Source organism: Colwellia sp. MEBiC06753 (assembly GCF_053470325.1).
This window is the reverse complement of record NZ_JBQMTM010000011.1, coordinates 120259-140802: the sequence shown is the minus strand read 5'-3', so window position 1 is coordinate 140802 and position 20544 is coordinate 120259. Positions and strand designations below refer to the sequence as shown.

At 41.2% G+C, this 20544-nt stretch carries 16 protein-coding genes and 1 pseudogene; 7 read left to right on the top strand and 10 right to left on the bottom strand.

What is annotated here, in order from left to right; translation table 11 throughout:
• Window positions 1-185: pseudogene (locus ACOB82_RS10460) on the top strand (IS1595 family transposase); the annotation flags it as partial.
• 37 nt (window positions 186-222) lie between these two features.
• Window positions 223-1068, top strand: coding sequence for an HDOD domain-containing protein (locus ACOB82_RS10455; protein WP_448212932.1), 846 nt, complete (start codon window positions 223-225; stop codon window positions 1066-1068).
• A gap of 72 nt (window positions 1069-1140) precedes the next feature.
• On the opposite strand, the gene ACOB82_RS10450 is transcribed toward ACOB82_RS10455, so the two are convergent.
• The 6 genes from ACOB82_RS10450 to ACOB82_RS10425 form a co-directional block, all read right to left on the bottom strand.
• The gene (locus ACOB82_RS10450; protein ID WP_448212931.1) at window positions 1141-2415 is read right to left on the bottom strand and encodes a hypothetical protein; all 1275 of its coding nucleotides are present in this window, start codon (window positions 2413-2415) and stop codon (window positions 1141-1143) included.
• 182 nt (window positions 2416-2597) lie between these two features.
• On the bottom strand, window positions 2598-3740 hold the full coding sequence (locus ACOB82_RS10445) for a PQQ-dependent sugar dehydrogenase (protein WP_448212930.1): 1143 nt from the start codon (window positions 3738-3740) through the stop codon (window positions 2598-2600).
• 66 nt (window positions 3741-3806) lie between these two features.
• Window positions 3807-6950, bottom strand: a complete 3144-nt coding sequence (locus ACOB82_RS10440; RefSeq protein WP_448212929.1) for an efflux RND transporter permease subunit — start codon at window positions 6948-6950, stop codon at window positions 3807-3809.
• Window positions 6947-8209: an efflux RND transporter periplasmic adaptor subunit gene (locus tag ACOB82_RS10435; RefSeq protein ID WP_448212928.1), complete on the bottom strand. Its 1263-nt coding sequence runs from the start codon at window positions 8207-8209 to the stop codon at window positions 6947-6949. Before ACOB82_RS10435 ends, ACOB82_RS10440 begins: the two co-directional genes overlap by 4 nt.
• A 74-nt stretch (window positions 8210-8283) precedes the next feature.
• Complete coding sequence (locus ACOB82_RS10430) at window positions 8284-8661, bottom strand: UPF0231 family protein (protein ID WP_448212927.1); 378 nt, start codon at window positions 8659-8661, stop codon at window positions 8284-8286.
• A gap of 386 nt (window positions 8662-9047) precedes the next feature.
• Entirely contained in the window at window positions 9048-9932 is an 885-nt protein-coding gene (locus ACOB82_RS10425) for a LysR family transcriptional regulator (protein ID WP_448212926.1), read from the bottom strand.
• A 368-nt stretch (window positions 9933-10300) separates the two neighbouring features.
• On the opposite strand from ACOB82_RS10425, the gene ACOB82_RS10420 reads away from it, so the two are divergent.
• The 3 genes from ACOB82_RS10420 (at window position 10301) to ACOB82_RS10410 (ending at window position 13483) form a co-directional block, all read left to right on the top strand.
• On the top strand, window positions 10301-11272 hold the full coding sequence (locus ACOB82_RS10420) for an aldo/keto reductase (RefSeq protein WP_448212925.1): 972 nt from the start codon (window positions 10301-10303) through the stop codon (window positions 11270-11272).
• Between the two features lie 152 nt (window positions 11273-11424).
• Window positions 11425-12951, top strand: coding sequence for a dipeptidase (locus tag ACOB82_RS10415; RefSeq protein ID WP_448212924.1), 1527 nt, complete (start codon window positions 11425-11427; stop codon window positions 12949-12951).
• A 154-nt stretch (window positions 12952-13105) separates the two neighbouring features.
• Window positions 13106-13483 carry a hypothetical protein gene (locus ACOB82_RS10410; protein WP_448212923.1) on the top strand — a complete coding sequence of 126 codons (378 nt, stop codon included), beginning with the start codon at window positions 13106-13108 and terminating at the stop codon, window positions 13481-13483.
• A gap of 32 nt (window positions 13484-13515) precedes the next feature.
• Here the strand turns inward: ACOB82_RS10410 and ACOB82_RS10405 are convergent, their stop codons facing one another.
• Window positions 13516-13932 carry a GFA family protein gene (locus ACOB82_RS10405; protein ID WP_448212922.1) on the bottom strand — a complete coding sequence of 139 codons (417 nt, stop codon included), beginning with the start codon at window positions 13930-13932 and terminating at the stop codon, window positions 13516-13518.
• A gap of 24 nt (window positions 13933-13956) precedes the next feature.
• Window positions 13957-15387 (bottom strand): sodium/proline symporter, encoded by a 1431-nt coding sequence (locus tag ACOB82_RS10400; protein ID WP_448212921.1) that lies wholly within the window; start codon window positions 15385-15387, stop codon window positions 13957-13959.
• Window positions 15388-15584: 197 nt separating this feature from the next.
• Here ACOB82_RS10400 and ACOB82_RS10395 point away from each other — a divergent pair, with 197 nt between their 5' ends.
• Window positions 15585-16184 carry a DUF5610 domain-containing protein gene (locus tag ACOB82_RS10395; RefSeq protein ID WP_448212920.1) on the top strand — a complete coding sequence of 200 codons (600 nt, stop codon included), beginning with the start codon at window positions 15585-15587 and terminating at the stop codon, window positions 16182-16184.
• A 156-nt stretch (window positions 16185-16340) separates the two neighbouring features.
• A complete protein-coding gene (locus tag ACOB82_RS10390; protein WP_448212919.1) occupies window positions 16341-16781 on the top strand; it encodes a globin in 441 nt (146 codons plus the stop codon).
• Between the two features lie 27 nt (window positions 16782-16808).
• On the opposite strand, the gene ACOB82_RS10385 is transcribed toward ACOB82_RS10390, so the two are convergent.
• Both ACOB82_RS10385 and acnB read right to left on the bottom strand, forming a co-directional pair.
• Window positions 16809-17663, bottom strand: coding sequence for an HpcH/HpaI aldolase/citrate lyase family protein (locus tag ACOB82_RS10385; RefSeq protein ID WP_448212918.1), 855 nt, complete (start codon window positions 17661-17663; stop codon window positions 16809-16811).
• A gap of 188 nt (window positions 17664-17851) precedes the next feature.
• A complete protein-coding gene (gene acnB / locus ACOB82_RS10380; RefSeq protein ID WP_448212917.1) occupies window positions 17852-20446 on the bottom strand; it encodes a bifunctional aconitate hydratase 2/2-methylisocitrate dehydratase in 2595 nt (864 codons plus the stop codon).
• Window positions 20447-20544: the final 98 nt, after the last annotated feature.

Sequence of the window (20544 nt, the reverse complement as noted above, 5' to 3'; positions counted from 1 at the left end):
AAGTCTTTCACATTCAAAATGTTAATGCCTATCACAGCAGGCTAAAAGCATGGATAGGACGGTTTCATGGAGTCGCCACAAAGTACCTTGATCATTACCTTGGTTGGTTCAGGTATATGGATGCTCCTGGAAACCTTAATGAAAACAAGCTATTTCGCATTCAACAACAGTTAATGGGAACATAGCCAAATTTAATATTCGCTGATAAAGGTAGTTCGGGCTATGTTGCAGGTAAACGAAGATGTATTGAAAGATATCGGTAAAGGTTTTTCCGTGCCAGCTCAACCTGCTTTGCTACTTGAACTTCAAGAAAAAATTAAGCTTGATGAACCTAATATTGACGAAATTGCCGAGCTAATTTGCCAAGATGTATCAATCAGCGCCAAAATTTTAAAAACCATTAATAGCCCAATGTATGGTTTAGCCAGAACCATGACCGACATCCCGAAATCGGTTAAATATATAGGTTTAAACGGTATTATTTCATTGGTTACCAGTAACCTTATTCGCAAAAGCTTTAGTAAAGATAAGTGTTATATTGAATTAGATAGCTTTTGGGACAATGCCAGTAATATCGCCAATACTGCGGTATTTATCGGTAATAAGTTGAGCCGTAAAGTAGCAAGCGATCGCCTGTTTACATTAGGCCTATTCCACGACTGTGGAATTCCGGTAATGGCAATGAAGTTCAAGAATTATCAAGCATTACTCGATTATTCATTGAAACACCCAAGTGAAGTGATTACCGAATTAGAAGAAAAAGCCTTTCAAGTGAATCATGCCACCATCGGCTTTTACGTGGCTTCGTCATGGCGGTTACCAACAGATTTATGCCAAATAATTTTACGCCACCATGAACGTGATTTTTTAAATAAAATTGATGGCAGTGATGAGCAAACCTGTTTTGCTATTTTAAAAATGGCGGAAAACATTGTGCATCAATATAAACACTTTCAACCAGCGAGTGACTGGCAATATATACGCGATTCAGTATTTACCGTTTTAGACTGTGATGAATACGATTATCAAGACCTAGTTGATGATCTTAATGAGTCACTTCATAGCTAAAAGCTAGCTATGAGTTAGCGTTAGTTAAAATCCTAGTTCATGTGCTAGCTAGTATGAGAGTTGATATAGTCGTTAACCCATTTCATTAATCATAATAACTTGGCGTTTCACTTTCCGCTTTAAACTAATATAAGCAATCAACGTTCCAGCGAATAGCAAAATAACTGCAAATAAACAGTATTGATACCAAGTATTGAGCCGCTGTTGTTGCGCCAGTTGCGCCAATGCATCATCAGAATTTAACCGAATAATTTCATTATTTAATTTGGCAACGCCCAATACTTTAGTGGCTTGCTGCTGCTTAATAAGCTTTTCATGAACCAAGTCAAAATAGCGTGCGTGAACCGCTGCTAAATCAGCTGCTTGGTTTGAGGCACTATACCAGTTGATTAATAATTCAAGCGTTGCTAAACGTTCAATATCGGCTAGGGAAGTGGCTAAAAAATGCTGATTAACTACTTGCTCAACACAAGTTAAATCACCTAGAGCAACACAAGCTAAACCGTAAAATCCGGCTTGTTTTTCAATAAAAGCGGGTGATTGACCTGCGTTTTGCTGGAAATAGCTATTATTAATATCAACAACAGCTTGATAGTTACCCTGCAAATACAACAAGTAAGTACGTGCATATTGATATAGGTAGCGTTCCCAGTCTGTTGACAAATCTGTTAGTTTTGATTGGTATAAGGCTAGTCGCTGTTCGGCTAATGCGACTTCTCCAGCGTCAAGATAGGCGTCAATTAAATTAAATAATGTCACCATATAATCGTCTGACGCCATCTGCTCGCTGATCGCTAATGCCTTTTCACCTTCTTCAGCAGATAACTGGTTTTGGTCTAAAAAGTAATAAACAAATGAAAGTTGATTATGGATTGTTAGCTGTAAACTTAACTTATTATTTTGTAAGGCTTTAGTGTTTAACTCATACAAACGCTTTAACGCATGTGGGATATTGTCTTTATACACATCACAGAAAGAAAAATAGTTGAGCTCCGCTCGAATAGATAGCTCAACACTGTCAGTGTTAGCTGCATTCACCATAGAAAGTTTAGCCATATCACAACTGCGATCGTCATCGATATTATTTAAATTTATCGCATGAAGAATATAAGCATACGTTAATTGGCTAGGGCTTAATTGCGCCGGCTGGTTTAACACAGGTAAAAGCGTTTCAATTGAAGCTTGATGATCATCTAAACAATGATAACGCACAGCATTGATAAGCTGCTCAACCTCGCCGTTGGCAGGAGTTATTGGTCCTTGATAATTGGCTAGGGTATTTTTACAAATATAGGGATCTTCAACATCAAATTCGGTCGCTTGCAATGACCAAGAAACATTGAGCAATACCAAAGGAAGAATGAATAATTTTAAGTAATTAAAACAGTGAGTAAGAAGTTTCAAAACGCGAGCAAATAATTTTTTGCCAATTAGAATACCTAAATTTGTAAATAAATCTAGGTATTCTGCTGGAGTATTGTCGTTAGTTGCTAGTTTGAACCAGCAAGTAATAACAAAAAGGAAAACGCTTAGCTTTTCGGCTCGATGCGTTTAATACCTTGGCCATCAACACCTACATACAGGTAACCATCTTGGCCCTGCATGATGCTGCGTAAGCGGCCGATGCCTTCAAATATTTTACTTTGGCTAACAACCGCGTTGTCAGTGATATCAAGCAATACCAGATGATGGAACTTTAACGAACCAACCAATAACTTTCCTTGCCACTGTGGGTACTTATCACTGGTAATAAACACCATGCCCGATGGCGCAATTGATGGGTTCCAGTAATGTAACGGCTGTTCCATACCCTGCTTAGTCGTTAGGTCAGTAAATGACGTGCCATTGTAATTAATACCGTAACTAATGACTGGCCAACCATAATTTTTGCCTTTTTGAATTAGGTTAACTTCATCACCACCTTTTGGGCCATGCTCGTGCGCCCAAATTTCACCCGTGTTCGGGTTAAGCGCCATGCCCTGTGGGTTACGGTGACCATAAGAAAACGTGGCAGACTTTGCTGCTTTATTTGCTACAAATGGGTTATCAGCAGGAATACGACCATCATCTTGTAAACGATAGACTTTACCGCCATCAATCGTGATATCTTGTGGCTTACGATCACGCTCACCTCGGTCACCGATTGAAAAATAAACATAGCCTTGTTTATCAAAGGCTATGCGACTGCCATAATGTTGACCTTTTTCCGTATTATCGCTGCCTTTATACAACAATTGCTGATCAGTTAACGTCATTTTTTCAGCATCGAATTTGGCGCGCATTAATGCGGTATTACTACCTTCACCTTCGCCTTCTGGGCTTGAGAAGGTGAAGTACAACCAGCCATTTTCTGCATAATTTGGATGCAATACGATATCCAGTAGTCCACCTTGGCGATTAGCATGAATTTCAGGCAGCCCTGCAACCTTTTGTTCAAGCAACTTGCCTTGCTGAATCAGGCGCAGCTCGCCCGCGCGCTCGGTTACTAAAATATCACCATTAGGTAATTGCGCCATTCCCCAAGGAATCGTCACCCCATCGGTTATTTGCACAACGTTAAAGTTCTTATCAGTATCATTTTGCTCAAATGGCAATTTGTCGGTGGCAATTGCCGAGTGGGCACTAAATAACGCACCAACCAATACCAACCATTTACTACACTTAATTAACATATTGTTCTCTACTGTCTTGTATTTATTCTTATAACCGCCAACGATGAATGTGATTGCTCAGCACAATTAACTGTGCTCGATTAAATCTACATTAGTTGACTGTTTTTTAGCAAATAGCCCCTGTATATCTTCTTTTACCAAATACAATGATGGAATTAAAAACAAGGTTATTACAGTGGCAAAAGCAATACCAAAACCTAATGAAATTGCCATAGGAATAATAAACTGCGCTTGCAAGCTTGACTCGAAATATAAGGGGAATATACCAAAAAACGTGGTGAGTGACGTTAATAGTATTGCTCTAAAGCGCTGAGTACCCGCATCTTGAACAATATCAATCATCCGTTTACCACTGCCTTTTGCCCGATTTATAAAATCAACAAAGATCAAACTGTCGTTTACCACCACACCAGTTAACGCAATAAAGCCGTAAATTGACATCATATTGATGGTTTTTCCCAGCAAAAAGTGACCAATAATCGCACCAATAATGCCAAACGGGATCACCGACATTATCACCAGCGGCTGGGCATATGATTTTGTCGGAATCGCTATTAGGCCATAAATTAAAAACAGTGCGCCAAGCCCAGCAAAGCCTAACTGTTTTAAGAAATCGGCTTGCTCTTTACTGGCGCCTTCTACGCCATAAGCTACCGATGGAAAGTCAGCTAAAATTAACGGAATATGTTGCTGGTTCATTTCTTCTAGCACGCGACGCGATTCTACTTTCTGGCTATCAATATCAGCAGAAATGGTAATGGAGCGCTTGCGATTAACCCGTGTAATTGTTGAAAATCCTTGACCAATACTAACATCGGCAACTTGATAAAATGGCACTTCTTGACCTGATGGCGTACGTATCCACATATCTTCCAAGTCGGTAACTGAAACCCGGTTTTCTTTCGGGTAACGTACCATGACTTTTAGCTCGTCTTGTCCGCGTTGGATACGCTGGGCTTCATCACCATAAAACCCTTGGCGCATCTGGCGCGCTAAATCACTTAATGTCAGGCCAAGCACTTCGGCTTCTGGTTTAATATCAAGTTTAATTTCTTGTGAACCACGGCTGAATGAATTGCGAATATCGTAAACACCGTCATACTCGCCAAGCTTGGCCATAATTCGCTCAGCAGCAGCTTCAAGTTCTTGGTCATTTTTACCCGTTAACTGAAACTCTAACGCGGCACCACCACCAACATTGGTGCCAGCAAAAAAGCGTAATTCTTTAGTACCGGGAATTTCACCTATTTTATCGCGCCATAATTTTTCAATTTCATAGGCGTTTAATTCTCGCTTATCAGACTTAATCAATTCTAATAAAAACGTTGCCTGAATATCGCCATTAGTAAACACCATAAAATGCTTAATAAAAGTTTGATCACCAATGGCATTTTCATCTGCCACTTCGTGAGCCGCCGCCATAATTTTTTCAATTGCTTTATTACGCTCAGCAACCGGACTGCCTTCAACTAACACTAACTGGCCTTGAATAAAGTCGCTCGGCACATTTGGGAACACTTCCACTTTCACCAATGAGCTTACGATTAAGCCAACAGACACAATTAATACCGCAAAGAACAGGGCAATTGTGTTGTAACGCGCTTTTAACGCTTTATAGAGCAATGGCTTGTATTTATGGTGGATAAAGTTATTTAAGCCTTTTTTAAAGCGCACTTGAAAGCGCTCTAACATTGAAGAGTTTTCTTCGGTCAGCGGCACATATTTCATATGAGCAATATGCGCAGGTAAAATCCATTTCGACTCAATTAACGAAAAGAACAAACAAAAAACCACCACCAGCGCTATCGCCCGAAAGAACGCAGCAAACGTGGCATCAATAAACAATAGTGGCGCAAAGGCCGCCATAGTGGTCAAGACCCCGAAGGTTGCTGGCATTGCCACTTGCATCGTGCCACGAATAACATTATCCGTTGAATGACCATGTTGCTGAATAGCGGTATAGGCACTTTCACCAGTTACAATGGCGTCATCAACGACAATCCCCAGCACCATAATAAAGGCAAACAAGCTGAGCATGTTGACTGAAACCGCCCATTCGCCCATCATCGGCATTAAAATAAACGCGCCCAAAAAGCTAATAGGAATACCCAACATCACCCAAAAGGCAATGCGAATACGTAAAAATAATGCCAGCACAAAAAACACCAGCGCCGCCCCCGCCAGCATATTGGAAATCATCATATCTAAGCGTTCATTTAGGTAATATGATGAGTCACCCCAAGCATCAAGCTTAGCACCTTTAGGTAGCGCTTTATTTTTTTCAATAACGTATTGATGCACTTCCTCAGCAATTTGCAGATCATTTTGATCGCCGGTTGATTGCACCATAATGCTAGTGGTATTTTCGCCGTCAAATAAGGCAAAATCTTCACGTTCAACAAAGCCATCAATCACATTGGCAACATCAGATAACACTAAGCGAGTGCCGTCTGCCGCCGTTCTTAACACTAAAGCGCCATACTCTTGCCCGGTGTATGCTTGTCCTTCAACCCTTAGTGCAATGTCACCGCCTGAAGTTTTTAAGGTACCACTGGGTAAATCTAACGATGATTTTTTAACGGCTTGTGAGACTTCATCAAAAGTCATCCCGTACTTTTTCAATTTTTGCTCAGATATTTCGATACTGATTTCATAATCGCGAGCCCCAACCACTTCGGCGTTATTAACGCTTGGCAACTCCATGATTTCATCACGAATATTTTGTGCCAGCACTTGACGCGCTCGACGCTCCATAGGACCACTTACCGACAACCACATTACCTGGCCTTTAAATTCCTGCTTAGTAATAATGGGTTTTTCTGCCTGCTCTGGAAATGTCGTGATTGCATCTACTTGCATTTGCACTTCATCAAGTTTTTCAGACATCGAATAGCCTGATTGCAACTCAATGACCACACGGCCTACGCCTTCATTCGCCGTAGAGGTAATACGCTTTATTCCCTCTATATCCTCAAGCGCCTCTTCTACCCGCAAAATTACCGATTGTTCAACTTCTTCAGGCGCAGCACCTAAATGCGGCACGACAATTAAAATGCTGTTGGGATTAAATTCAGGAAACATTTTTTTATTAATGCCCTGATAAGAAAACAGGCCCGCTACCAAAATAAACATCATTAACAGGTTGGCGGCTACGCTGTTTCGGGCAAACCAAGCGATAATGCCAGAGAATTCTTCTTTCACTTTACTCATGCCTTGTCACCCGATTTCGCTGAATCGCCTGAGTCTGAACTTTCTACTTGTTCTGATTGTTGCTCACCACTAACTCTTAGGTGCATACCGATTACTGGAGTTTCAATATTGGTTAATACTAATCGTTTATCAACCGGCAGTGAGTCTAAGGTATAGACAAATTCAGCATCGGCGCGCAACACATCAATTTTGATCATATCTAAGGTGTAATCAGCATTAACCAGATAAATAGTATTCGCCCCATGAACCGCTAAACGTGGAATTGCCGTAACATGATCTATGCTGCGACCGATAATTTGCGCATTAACAAAGGTACCAACACGAATTTCATCTTGGCGTTGAGAGTTAATTCGATACGGATCGTCAATTTTTGCCACAACATAATGCGCACGGTTAACTGAGTCGACCACCCCTTCATAACGCGTAAGTGCACCTTGCCAACTATGTTTCTTATCATGAAGTTGATAAAACAACTCAATGCTAGACGACTCCTCCAATGTTTCATTGACTTTAGGCAAGCTCAAAAATGCTAGATCCTGTTGCTTAACCGGCAATCGCACTTCGGCGTAATCAACCGCGAAAATTTCTGCCAGTGATGTCCCTACTGTCACATACTGACCAAGGTCAGCATTTTTCACTTTGATCATGGCATCATAAGGGGCAACAAAGCGGGTACGCGCTAATTTTGTTTTCGCTTCTTTTAAGTCCGCTTCCGCGGCAACTAATTCTGCTTGCGCTTTCAATAGTTGCGGTTCTCTCAATGCTAGAATCGGCGCTTTTTCAAGCGGTTTCCCAGTCATTAGCCATTCTTCTTTCGCTTGTTTTGCCAGTGCCTGTTCACTGATTAAATTAGCTTTTGCTGCACCTAGTCGAGATTCTGCTTGCAACAAGGCGACTTCGTAGGTGATTGGATCAAGGCGCAGTATTTCTTCGCCTTTTTCAATATAACCGCCAATAAAAAATTTATCCGACACGGCAATGACTTGGCCAGATACTTCTGAAGTTAAGGTGGTTGCCGTTCTTGGCATAACCGAACCTTGGCTGGCTACCCGAAATTCTATTGTTGCTGGCGCTAACTCAATAACCTCTACCAAGGGCGCCCGAACTTCCACCGGTTTTTTCATCGGTTTAGGCGCTAAAATACCAGCAATAATTAATAGAAATATTGCAACAAATATAATGACAATTGGCGTTAGTACGTAACGTAATGGCACCATACGTTTAGCTTTTTTGCGAGAATCAACTACAGGATCAGTCATGGAATTACACCAAGGTTAATTTAATAATTTTTATTATCAATATGTTAAATAGTCAGGTAAGGGTTTTCAATAAGTTAATTTTTTGTAAATTTAGCCCATGATAGTAGAATTTGACGAAAATCATCTAAGCCACAAGCACTGATCGCTTGTTCATCAATATAGAGCTCTTGCATAAGTAACTCTTCTGGTAAGTCATCATGACCATTTAAGTTAGTATTGGGTTGGACAAAAACATCATCTTGAGTGAATGTCACTGAATACTCTCGGCCGGTCACGGTGATTTCTTCCCGTTTTTGGTGCTCTATTTTTTCAATGGCGATTAGTAACGCCGATATCATTTCAGCGTTATGCCCCACTTCAACCTCTAACCAAGGACCAATCATTTGTTGTTCTAAGGAAAACAATGCTTTTGCTTCACCTGAAATGGGGTCGTGTCTAAATTCATATTCCATCAGTTTCTTCACTTATATTTAGTTGACTTAGTTCATGTCAAAACTAGTCAACATTCTGTGTGTTCTATTTAGGGCGTATTGATCTTTCAAGTTTGTTTTTGCAGCCTTTTGTTGGAAATTTATACACGGCAACACTTTTGATGTGTGGTTATTCCACATGATAAAGTGCTAACACAATAGAAATGACAACAAACGCTGCCTGAAAGGTTCGGCTAAAAGCGTTTTACTCATTGTTGTGAGGAGGTTTGCTTAGGTGACTAGGCGTCACACCTCACGCCGCGATTAAAACGCTTTTATCTCGAACAAAAATTAAACAGCAAAGATCAACACGCCCTAGTTGAGTGTAGCAAAACACTCCTATTTCACCTAAGTAAAATACACGGCAATTAAGCTATTTTCTCTAATAAATTGGCTTGAACAAATTGAATAAATGTTGCCACCTTTTGCGGTGGTTTAATTAGCTGTGGTCTTAACAAATATATATGTTGTGATTGCGAAGAGTTCACCTCAAATAAGTTAACCAGTTGTGCTTGTTCAATCAAAGGTGAAGCGACATAACTGGGCAAACGAATAATACCATTTCCTTGCAATGCTTGGCTTAGCAATACGCTATGATCATTGGCCGAAAGCCAGCCACTGATCGCTATTGGCTGTTGATTAATTTCCCATATTTCTTGTGCAAGCGCGGTCAAACATTGATGATGCGACAACTCAGTTAAACTAACTGGCTGGCCATATTGCGCAATATATTGAGGCGCAGCACAGCATAAATGTTGATAGCTGATTAATTGAGTAGCCACCATATTTTCCGGCGGCTGATTGGTTGCCCGAAACGCAATATCAAAGTCACTTTCAATAAGATCATAAGTGGTATAGCTACAATCTATTGAGAAGTGTATTTCTGGATGAAGTTGCTGAAATTGATAACAAATATCTGCCAGCACGCTATTAAAAAATTGTTTTGGTGCGGTAATAGCAATATCGCCGGTTAATGATTGTTGTTCGCCCTTGGCAAAGCGTTCAATAGACAGCAGCGAGCGTTGCATTTCTTCTACCTGCTTTGCTACTTGCGCACCTGCTTTAGTTAAACGGACATGACGAGTAGAACGCACCAGCAGCGGCGAAGCTAGTTCTTGCTCTAGTTGTTTAACTTGCGCTGATAAATAACCTTTGGAAATACCCAGTTGCTCGGCAGCGGCAGTAAAGCTTAAGCAATTTGCCACTTCACCAAATAAAAATAATCGCTCAATTTTTTTATGTGCTTTTGACATGGAAAACAACCAGATAACATCGGTAGAACATATTTAACCTCAGGTTTGTATAAGAAGTAGTGTTAAGCCATATAAAACAATAACTTGCCCTATTTACTAATTTCTAGCCTGGTATTTTTTGCTGAATTCAAGGCTTTTTGACGTAGGAATAGCCAGCTATTTCACGTCAATATAACGCCGAAGTCAGTAAAAATAACAGCTAGAAACACATTACTTATGCAAGCCTGAGGTTGTTTAATAACAATAACTAAACTTTGTTTTATATACCACACAATGTGTTTTTATTTTATTGCTAGGGCTTGTGCGCTTACCGCTTCTACAATATGGCAATACTGATAACAAAACACGACAGTTAACGGAATTTGTAAATGACCAATCTAGCAATTAAACAATACTTCCCTGATGCAAGTACATTGGCATACGGCTGCATGGGCTTGGGTGGAGACTGGGATAACTCCTCAATCACATCGGCACATATCAGCCAAGCACAACAAGTAATTGAGACAGCATTAGCTAACGGCATTACGTTTTTTGACCATGCCGATATTTATACCAAAGGTAAAGCCGAGCAATGCTTTGCTCAGGTGTTAAAACAGCGGCCTAATTTACGGGATAATATGATTATCCAGTCAAAATGCGGCATCCGCTTTAATGACGAATTTGGCCCAGGTCGTTATGATTTTTCTAAGCAATGGATTATCGAATCAGTTGAAGGTATTTTATCTCGGCTAAATATTGAAAGCCTTGACGTGCTGTTACTACACAGACCAGACCCTCTGATGGAAGTTGCCGAAGTTGCCAGCGCATTTGATAGCTTGCAAGCTGCGGGCAAAGTACAACACTTTGGTGTTTCCAATATGAATCACCATCAGATCCAATTTTTACAATCAGCGTTATCTACGCCACTTATTGCCAATCAAGTAGAAATTAGCTTAAAACAATTAGGCTGGTTAGAGCATGGCGTATTAGCTGGCAACCCTGAAGGCAGTCACCAGAACTTTTGTGCAGGAACGCTAGAATATTGCCAACAACAAAATATTCAGCTTCAGTCGTGGGGCAGCTTAGCACAAGGCTTATTCTCAGGAAGAAATACCGAGCAACAAGCGCCTCACATTCAAGCAACAGCGCAATTAGTTAATGAGTTAGCAGAGCAGTATCACACCAATAGTGACGCGATTGTTTTAGCCTGGTTACTTCGTCATCCAGCAAATATTCAACCGATTATTGGTACAACTAACATTGAGCGAATCAATCGTTGCGCCCAAGCAACAAATATCGCGTTATCTCGCGAAGATTGGTACAAACTATTTGTTAGTGCCAGAGGTCGGGCGCTGCCCTAGCCTATCCCTGTAATACTTAAAAGTAATACAGGTCAACCACAGTTATAAAGTAGCTTTACTAAACTTTTAGCCAAAGCTACTTTGCGCAAGTTGTTGAATAAGCTAAGCTAACGTTCACAACATCTTGCCATTTAACGAACATTGAACCCGCTATGAAGCATACTCTTTCCTGCGTCCTTACGTTTATTGCCTTAGGTTTTTCGACACCAAACTTTGCCAGTTCGAACTTATCGTCACCAGCGCTTAAAACCGCTGATTACGCTGCAGCCACCTACGCCCAAGCTACCGAAGCGAGTTTATCCAAGTTAGTTAAATTTAACACAGTGGCAGTAGAGAACTTATCAGCAACAGAAAACCCAGAACATATTGGCTTTAAAAATGAACTTAAACAACAAGCTAAGGCCTTAGGCTTAGATTATACCGATTACGGTTATGTGGTTGTGATTGGGTTAGGAAAAGGAAAAGAACGCTTTGGCATTATTACCCACGGCGATATTCAGCCGGTGGATGCCAGCAAATGGCAACAATCGCCGTTTGAACTTGATACCACTTCAGAGCCCGGCAAACTGATTGGTCGTGGCACTGAAGATGATAAAGGGGCAATTTCAACAGCGCTATATGCGATGAAAGCAATAAAAGATAACAACATTGCTTTAAATAAGCGTATTGAGCTTTATGTTTATATGGCGGAAGAGTCTGATTGGGCGCCACTTGAAGCGTTTATTGCCAACCATGAATTACCACAAACTAATATCACCATTGACGCTGAATACCCGGTGGTTACTGCAGAAAAAGGTTGGGGCTTATTAAAGTTTGCTTTTGATAAACAATCAATAGTCAGCCAGCAACCTTATATCAGCGGGTTTAGCGGCGGCTTTTTTGCCAGCCAAATTCCGGAAGATGCCAGCGCGACCATCAACAATGTCACCCCAGGACTTATCGCACGATTAACGGGTAATACAGATCAGTTTCCACAAGTATCCTTTAGCTTTACCGAAACGCTAGATAACGAAGTTAGTAGCCTAAAAATTACTGCGCTAGGCAAAACGGCGCATTCATCTAAACCAGAAGAAGGTGTTAACGCTATACCTCATTTAGCCAGCTTACTAACTTCAGTTGATTATCAATGGCCGAATAATGGTGCCGGCACTTTAGTTAACTTTATCAGCGATAATATTGGCCTATCATTAACTGGCGAGCAATTTGGTGAAATCGCCTATCAAGACGACTTTATGGGACCGATGACGGTATCTCCAACGGTCATTAAAAATAACGATCAACAACTTGAATTACACATCAACATTCGTCGCCCGCGCGGTAAAGATAAAACCCAATTACTTAACGAAATTAATGCAGCTGTTGCTAGTTGGCAAAAAGCAACCGGCGCTGAAATTACTAGCTTAGAGCATTACATCGGCGAGCCGTTTGTCCAAACCGACGCCCCACAAATACCAACGTTAATGTCGGTATTTAAACATTACACGGGCATTGAAGATATTAAGCCAATAGCCATTGGCGGTGGCACAAATAGCCGTTTATTTCCAACAGCGGTAAGTTTTGGACCAGCAATGCCAGGTAAAGCCTATACTGGTCATACTGAACATGAATTTATCACCCGTGAGCAACTTATTTTGAATTTAAAAATGTATACCGCGGCATTTATTGAGCTAGCAAAATAAAGCAAAATCTAAACCTAGGTATTCAATGCTGAAACTAATGCGGAAACCAATGCCGAAAACAAGGCCGAAAACAAGGCCGAAACGCAATAACTTTGCAGCTTGCTAACTTGAACTTAAGCGTAAGCCTAAACTTAAACGAACACTGATTATTAATGTGGCAGACCATCAATATAGCTATTTAACTCAAGTAGCCAAAAAGCTACACACTATGCAGCGGTTGATTATTTTATTCATAGTAATCGCCGTAATTTGCTTTCTAGCGCTGCAACTGTCTGGTGTTGCTAAGCAATATACGGCGGCGACGTTTGGCTGTGTGTTAGTAATATTATGGGGGCTAGTGTTCTCGTTGTTTAGCTATCTTTTTAGTCGAGATTTATTACCAAAATCCTCACCTGACGACTCATGGGTGACAAAACTTAATTATAAATTAACCAGAATTTGGCATTACGGCTCTGGCTTAATATTTATGTTGGTCGTTATTGTCAGTATTTTTCTAACGTTTAAGTTAATTGGCTATGGCTTTTATCACTAAAGCTTTTCACCACTAGGCTATCAAATACTCTTTTAACTTTTTTGGGGAGTTCGGTAGCGTTCAAACTTGGCTAAATCATCATTAACCTCAAGCCAACAAACCTTACTTTCAAGATAAATATGCGCGTCGGGCTTAATATCGACGCTGTCGTCCATTGCCGCCAATGCAATTTCAACGGTTAAAGCTTGACGATTATAACGCGACTCAAACAATAAACTTGAACCGCAATGACGACAAAAGCTACGGACAGTCTCATTTTCAGCACGGTAATCTTGCAATAAATTTTGCCCTTGAAGCCAAGTTAAGTGTTTACGTTTAACTTCGCCAAACGTTGAAAATGCCGCACCATGGAACTTCTGGCACATATGGCAATGGCAATGGCCCGCCAGCGGTACAAACTTTGCGACACTAAATACAATTTGGCCACATAAACAGCTACCTTTGATCATTTTCAACCCCTAAAGAAGTGATTATTAAGCACTGACCTTTTGTTCGAATGCATGGTTTTTATTGGTTTCTCGACCAAACCAAGCAACGGCAAGTGCTAAGAAAAATGGCACGACGCGTTCTAAAACATCACCAGGTGAGTTAGGTTGCCAATTAAAATATACGGTTAGGCTAAAACCTAAGACAATAGCCGCTAATCGATAAGCCCCTTTTACTTTATAGCCCGCCAGTAACACTATTAGTAGCGGACCAAATGCCGAACCTAATGCTGCCCATGCAAACAGCACACGGGAAAAAATTGCTTCGGGTGCATACAAGGCAATGATTAATGACACTAAACACATTCCGGCCACCGTTAAACGAGAAATAAGCAATTGACGCTTAACCGAACCTTTCAGCTTTAAATCATGTGATAACGACGAAGCCGCAACCAATAACTGGCTGTCTGCTGTCGACATAATTGCCGACAGCACGCCAGCAACAAAAATGCCTGCAACAACAGGAGGAAATAACAAGTTGGTTAATTCAAACAACACATGTTCATTGTGCTGACCAGAAGATAGTAATGCCCTACCACAAAATCCTACCAATAACATGCCGCCAATAACAATAATCGGCCAAGCAATACCAATATAGCGACCAACGTTCACTGCGCCTTCATCTTTTAATGCCATAAAGCGATTTACTACATGTGGCTGTCCACAGTTACCAAGGCCAACCCCTAAAATACCGGCAATAAAAGCAACGGCAAACCAACCGGTATGTTCACCTGCTAAAGTTAACTGCACTGGTGGTAATACCGCTGAGAGCTGTTGATGTAATGGTTCAAAACCACCAACGGCAATTAGTCCGGCAATTGGCAGCACTATAGCCGTTACTGCCATCAGTAGCCCCTGCAAAGTATCAGTAACACTTACCGCCCAAAAGCCACCCAGTAAGGTGTAAATTAATATAATTGCGGCGCCGGTAAGAATGGCTGACTGACTTTCCATTGAGAAGGTACTAGCAAACGTGCCCCCTGCCGCTTGAAATTGTGCAGCAATATAAAAAGCAAACGAGAATACAATGATAAACGTACAACTATAAACCACTGCTTTAGAGTAGTTATCATTACCGGCAAGCAAATTAGTTAAGGTCACAGATGATGTGTCATTACCTAAGCGACGAATGCGTGGCGCAATCCAGAGCCAGTTAAACATATAACCCAGCACAACGGCTGGAAATAGCCAAATTGCCGAGTAGCCCATGGAAAACGCCGCACCACTGACACCTAACAAGCTCCAAGCAGATGAAGCACTGGCAGAAGAACTCACCCCAGCAACCCAGGGCCCAAGTGTTTTGCCACCAATAAAGAAATCTTCGGTCGTGTGAGTTCGCTTACTCGCCCAAAAACCAATAGCAATCAGTAACAATTTATAAACAATGAGTGTCAGTAAAACGACCGTTTCGCGTTCCATAATGCCTTTCTGTACAACTGAATAATCAAAACAGACTACCGAAGTTAACGCAAAAAAAACACTAAAATCAATTAACTGCAATTTTGCGGTATTTAGCTAAAGGCAGACTGTACAAAATTAATACAATTTAACTAATTTTCCCAAGCCAACTGTTGCTATAATCAAGTTTTATTGAAGTAGCCTGCAAGGAGGTCGAGATGCAAATTACTACTAATAATGTTCCAGCTAGCAAACCACAAATTACCAAAGATACACAGCAGTTGAGTGCTTTTGAAATTGCCAAGCAACAAAAAAATCGCGGTATTCTTGCAGCTCAACTCGAAGCAAGTACTAAAGGTCTTGGTCGAGAAGCGGCTGATAATCCACAGCAATTGCTATTAAAAGCGGCTATTAACGAAATCAATCAACGCTTAGAACCTTATCTAGGTGAAAACGCTGCACAAAAAGCTTATGAAAGTGATACTGACTTTTCACCAGAAGCGACCGCAGAACGCATCGTTAATGGTGCTACGGGTTTGTTTAAATCATTCACTGAAAATAACCCTGATCTAGATAATGAAGCGGCGTTAAATCGCTTTAACGAAATTATTACCGGTGGTATTGAACAAGGTTTTGGTGAAGCAAAAGACATTTTAGCCAGTTTAAAAGTGCTAGAAGGTGAAGTAGGTGACAATATCGACAGCACTTATGAGTTAGTATTTAAAGGGTTAACAAATTTTACCAACACAATGCTTGAAAAATTTAAGCAAGACGCCGAAACACAGGAAAGTGATACCTCGCGTGCAAATGGTAGTTAGTTAAACCAAATACAGCATACAGCATACAGCATGTAAAGCTTACTAACTTAGCGCGTTTCCTACATATATAGCCTGTGGATTCGCACTAACTTGGCAAAAATTTGGATTTTTATTTCAGTAATATTTTAGATATATCAGCAAGGTTATGTACTACTTATGGAACAAATTAAGTTAGAAAAAGGATTTGCAGTCGATAATGTCTTTGACAGTTTTGAACGACTAAATGCTCAAGGCACGGTTTTTTATGATAGGTTTTATCAAGAGTTTATCGCTTCGGACCCGCGTATAGGGCGATACTTTTCATCCACCAATCTTACCCAATTGGAGCGTATGGTATCGAAAACCTTAACTCATGCCGTGCTTTATACTTGCAACCCTGCAAGCCAAACGGCACCAGAAAATTTAGTGCGGTTAATTGAAGATCATAAAGAGATGCGCATTGAACCAGCGTTATTTGATATTTGGCAAGATAGCTTATTAAAGTGCATTCACAAATACGATCCAGAAATCAACGATGACTTACTTGAAGAATGGAACATTTGCTTAACTCGACTGGTAAATTTATTTAAACGCGCGTTAATGCAGATTGCTTCTTAACCTAAGATCTCTTAAACGACCGATTGGCTAAGTTGCCGCTTGTGAAATTTTTAATATTCGCTGTGCGGCAACAATTACTGGTTTATCGATCATTTTTCCTGCTACCACCACAACTCCAGCGTCTTCACTGTTAACGGCTGATAATATGGCTTTAGCTTCAGCTATTTGCTGTGAGCTAGGCTGGAACCCCTGATGGATAATCGCTACTTGCTTAGGATGTATTGCGGCTTTGCCGGTAAAACCCAGTTCGCTTACTTGTGATGTTTCTGCTAGCAAACCGTCGGTATCGTGAAAGTCGATATAGGGTACATCTATTAAGTCAATGTTTGCCTTAGCCGCCGCCATGACTAATTGGCTTCGAACAAATAACAATGGCTGAAAACTAAATTGGCAACGTAACTGTGCGGCAACATCAGCACCACCAAACATCAATGCCACTACTTTATTCGATGCAGTGGCAATTTGATAAGCTTGTTCAACCCCTTCAATAGACTCAATTAGCGCAATAATTTTTGTATTTTCACCCATAGCTGCTGCCGCAATTTTAATATGCTCAGGGCGATGACATTTTGCCAACATAATATAGGCAGGGTTGGCTTTTGTTATTAGCGTTAAATCTTGCTGACCAAGCTCACTGTCAAGACCATTTATTCGAACACAAACATCTCGCGAAACATTATTTAGGTAATCAAGCACCGCCTGACGTGCCGACTGCTTATTTTCTGGTAACACAGCATCTTCTAGATCGATACAACAAAGGTCGGCTCCAGATGTCTGTGCTTTGGCAAAACGCTCTGACCGAGAGCCTGGAACAAATAAAATAGAGCGCAATAGCTTAACAACGTTTGAGGTAGGTGATGAATGACAAGTCTTTGTCGACATATAGCGTTAGGTTTTATACGAATAATAATGAATAAAGCATGTAATCATTTGCCGAGTTAGAATGCAAATAATGATAAAAAAGATCGTACTTAACCTGATATGAGGTTACTGACATAAAAATAAAGCCGAGTATCAAACTAACTCGGCTTTATTCATTATGCGGCTTTAAAACTAACCACATCGAAAAATTAAGCAGGCTCTTGAATAATGACCTGCCCTGCTTTCTTCGTATACTGCTCCATTTTATGGAAATTCAGATAGCGATAGGTATCAGCAGCGGTGGTATTAATTTGCGCTGCATATTCCATATATTCAGCAGGCGTAGGTATTTTACCCATAATTGCGCCAGCTGCCGCTAATTCAGCAGAGGTTAAATAGACGTTCGCGCCTGTACCTAAACGGTTCGGGAAGTTACGCGTTGAGGTAGAAAGCACCGTCGATTTTTCAGCAACACGTGCTTGGTTACCCATACACAGTGAACAGCCCGGTGTTTCGATACGCACGCCCGCTTTACCATAAGTAAAGTAGTAACCTTCTTCCGTAAGCTGATCTCGGTCCATCTTAGTCGGCGGCGCGACCCACATACGGGTATCAAGCACGCCACCAAAGTTTTCTAGTAACTTACCGGCAGCGCGGAAATGGCCAATATTGGTCATACATGAACCAATAAATACTTCATCAATTGAGGTACCTGCCACCTCTGACAATAACTTGGCATCATCAGGATCGTTCGGACAACAAACAATCGGCTCTTTAATATCGGCTAAATCAATTTCTAATACGTGAGCGTATTCCGCGTCGCTGTCAGCGGTCATTAATGATGGATTCGCTAACCACGCTTCCATACCTTTAATGCGACGCTCGATAGTGCGAACATCACCATAGCCTTCACTGATCATCCACTTAAGCATGACAATGTTGGATTCAAGATATTCTTTTACCGCATCTTCTTCTAGTTTAATGGTACAACCCGCCGCAGAGCGTTCAGCAGAAGCATCTGATAATTCAAATGCTTGCTCAACAGTCAAGCCAGTTAAGCCTTCAATCTCTAAAATACGACCAGAGAATTCATTAACTTTACCGGCTTTAGCAACCGTTAGCATGCCTTCTTTAATCGCGTAATAAGGGATCGCATGTACTAAGTCACGTAAAGTAATACCCGGTTGCATTTCACCTTTAAAACGCACCAATACCGACTCTGGCATATCTAGCGGCATCACACCGGTTGCTGCGGCAAACGCCACTAAACCCGAGCCTGCTGGGAATGAAATTCCTAATGGGAAACGCGTATGTGAATCGCCACCGGTACCAACGGTATCAGGTAATAACATACGGTTTAACCAAGAGTGAATAACACCATCACCTGGGCGTAATGAAACACCACCACGATTCATCATAAAATCAGGTAAGGTATGATGAGTATTCACATCAACTGGTTTTGGATACGCCGAAGTATGACAGAACGACTGCATGGTTAAGTCAGCCGAAAACCCTAAACACGCTAAATCTTTCAATTCATCACGAGTCATAGGGCCGGTAGTGTCTTGCGAGCCAACCGTAGTCATTTTAGGTTCACAGTATTGGCCAGGGCGAATACCGTCAACGCCACATGCTTTACCCACCATTTTTTGAGCTAGCGTATAACCTTTGCTGCTAGATGTAACATCTTCAGGTTTAGCAAATAAATCTGTCTCACCAAAGCCTAAGGCTTCACGAGCACGACCAGTTAAACCGCGACCAATAATTAATGGAATACGGCCACCTGCGCGCACTTCATCAAATAATACTGGGTTTAATTTAAAAGTTGAGATGACTTCGTCAGTGCCACCGCGCTTAACCACGCCTTCATATGGATAGATATCAATGATGTCGCCCATATTCATCGCTTGTACATCAAGCTCAATCGGTAAAGCACCAGAGTCTTCCATAGTGTTATAGAAAATTGGCGCAATTTTACCGCCTAAACAAACACCGCCGCTGCGTTTATTTGGCACATAAGGAATATCATCCCCCATAAACCATAATACTGAGTTAGTCGCTGATTTACGCGATGAACCAGTACCAACGACATCACCAACGTAAGCCAAAGGAATGCCATCTTCTAGTAATGCTTCTATTTGCGCAATAGGACCAACAACACCCGGCTCATCCGGCGTAATACCATCACGTTCCATTTTCAACATTGCTTTAGCATGCAAAGGAATATCAGGACGTGACCACGCATCTGGTGCCGGCGATAAATCATCAGTATTGGTTTCACCTGAGACTTTAAAGACTTTAACCGTAATTTTATCCGCCACTTTTTCGCGTGAAGTAAACCACTCGGCATCCGCCCAAGATTGCATGACTTGTTTCGCAGCCGCATTGCCAGCGTCGGCTTTTTCTTTAACGTCGAAAAATGCATCAAACATTAACAAGGTTTTTGATAAACCCGCTGCCGCAGTATCAGCTAAATCGGCATTATCTAATAAATCGATCATTGGCTGAATATTATAACCACCAAGCATAGTGCCTAATAATTCAGTGGCACGCTCTGCTGTTAAAATCGGCGAACTTGCTTCACCTTTGGCAATTGCAGCTAAAAATCCAGCTTTTACATAAGCGGCTTCGTCTACTCCAGGAGGTACTCGATTAACGAAAAGCTCTAAAATGAACTCTTCTTCACCTGCTGGTGGATTTTTCACTAACTCAACTAACTGAGCCACTTGCTCTGCATCTAACGGCTTAGGAACTATGCCTTCTGCAGCACGCTCTTCTACATGTTTACGATATTCTTGAAGCACGGCTTTCACCTTCTATGATTGAGATATTTTTTGCCGCCAATATTCACCTGCGTTATATGTTTTAGCAAAGCAAATAAATGCGGTATCAGAATTTTTTT

Bases quoted from the DNA above. Each gene is read 5' to 3' on its own strand.
- ACOB82_RS10400 (WP_448212921.1), bottom strand. From the start codon at position 15,387: ATGGAACGCGAAACGGTCGTTTTACTGACACTCATTGTTTATAAATTG.
- ACOB82_RS10430 (WP_448212927.1), bottom strand. From the start codon at position 8,661: ATGGAATATGAATTTAGACACGACCCCATTTCAGGTGAAGCAAAAGCA.
- ACOB82_RS10405 (WP_448212922.1), bottom strand. From the start codon at position 13,932: ATGATCAAAGGTAGCTGTTTATGTGGCCAAATTGTATTTAGTGTCGCA.
- ACOB82_RS10385 (WP_448212918.1), bottom strand. From the start codon at position 17,663: ATGTCGACAAAGACTTGTCATTCATCACCTACCTCAAACGTTGTTAAG.
- ACOB82_RS10395 (WP_448212920.1), top strand. From the start codon at position 15,585: ATGCAAATTACTACTAATAATGTTCCAGCTAGCAAACCACAAATTACC.
- ACOB82_RS10435 (WP_448212928.1), bottom strand. From the start codon at position 8,209: ATGACTGATCCTGTAGTTGATTCTCGCAAAAAAGCTAAACGTATGGTG.
- ACOB82_RS10440 (WP_448212929.1), bottom strand. From the start codon at position 6,950: ATGAGTAAAGTGAAAGAAGAATTCTCTGGCATTATCGCTTGGTTTGCC.
- ACOB82_RS10455 (WP_448212932.1), top strand. From the start codon at position 223: ATGTTGCAGGTAAACGAAGATGTATTGAAAGATATCGGTAAAGGTTTT.
- ACOB82_RS10415 (WP_448212924.1), top strand. From the start codon at position 11,425: ATGAAGCATACTCTTTCCTGCGTCCTTACGTTTATTGCCTTAGGTTTT.
- ACOB82_RS10425 (WP_448212926.1), bottom strand. From the start codon at position 9,932: ATGTCAAAAGCACATAAAAAAATTGAGCGATTATTTTTATTTGGTGAA.
- ACOB82_RS10420 (WP_448212925.1), top strand. From the start codon at position 10,301: ATGACCAATCTAGCAATTAAACAATACTTCCCTGATGCAAGTACATTG.
- ACOB82_RS10445 (WP_448212930.1), bottom strand. From the start codon at position 3,740: ATGTTAATTAAGTGTAGTAAATGGTTGGTATTGGTTGGTGCGTTATTT.
- ACOB82_RS10390 (WP_448212919.1), top strand. From the start codon at position 16,341: ATGGAACAAATTAAGTTAGAAAAAGGATTTGCAGTCGATAATGTCTTT.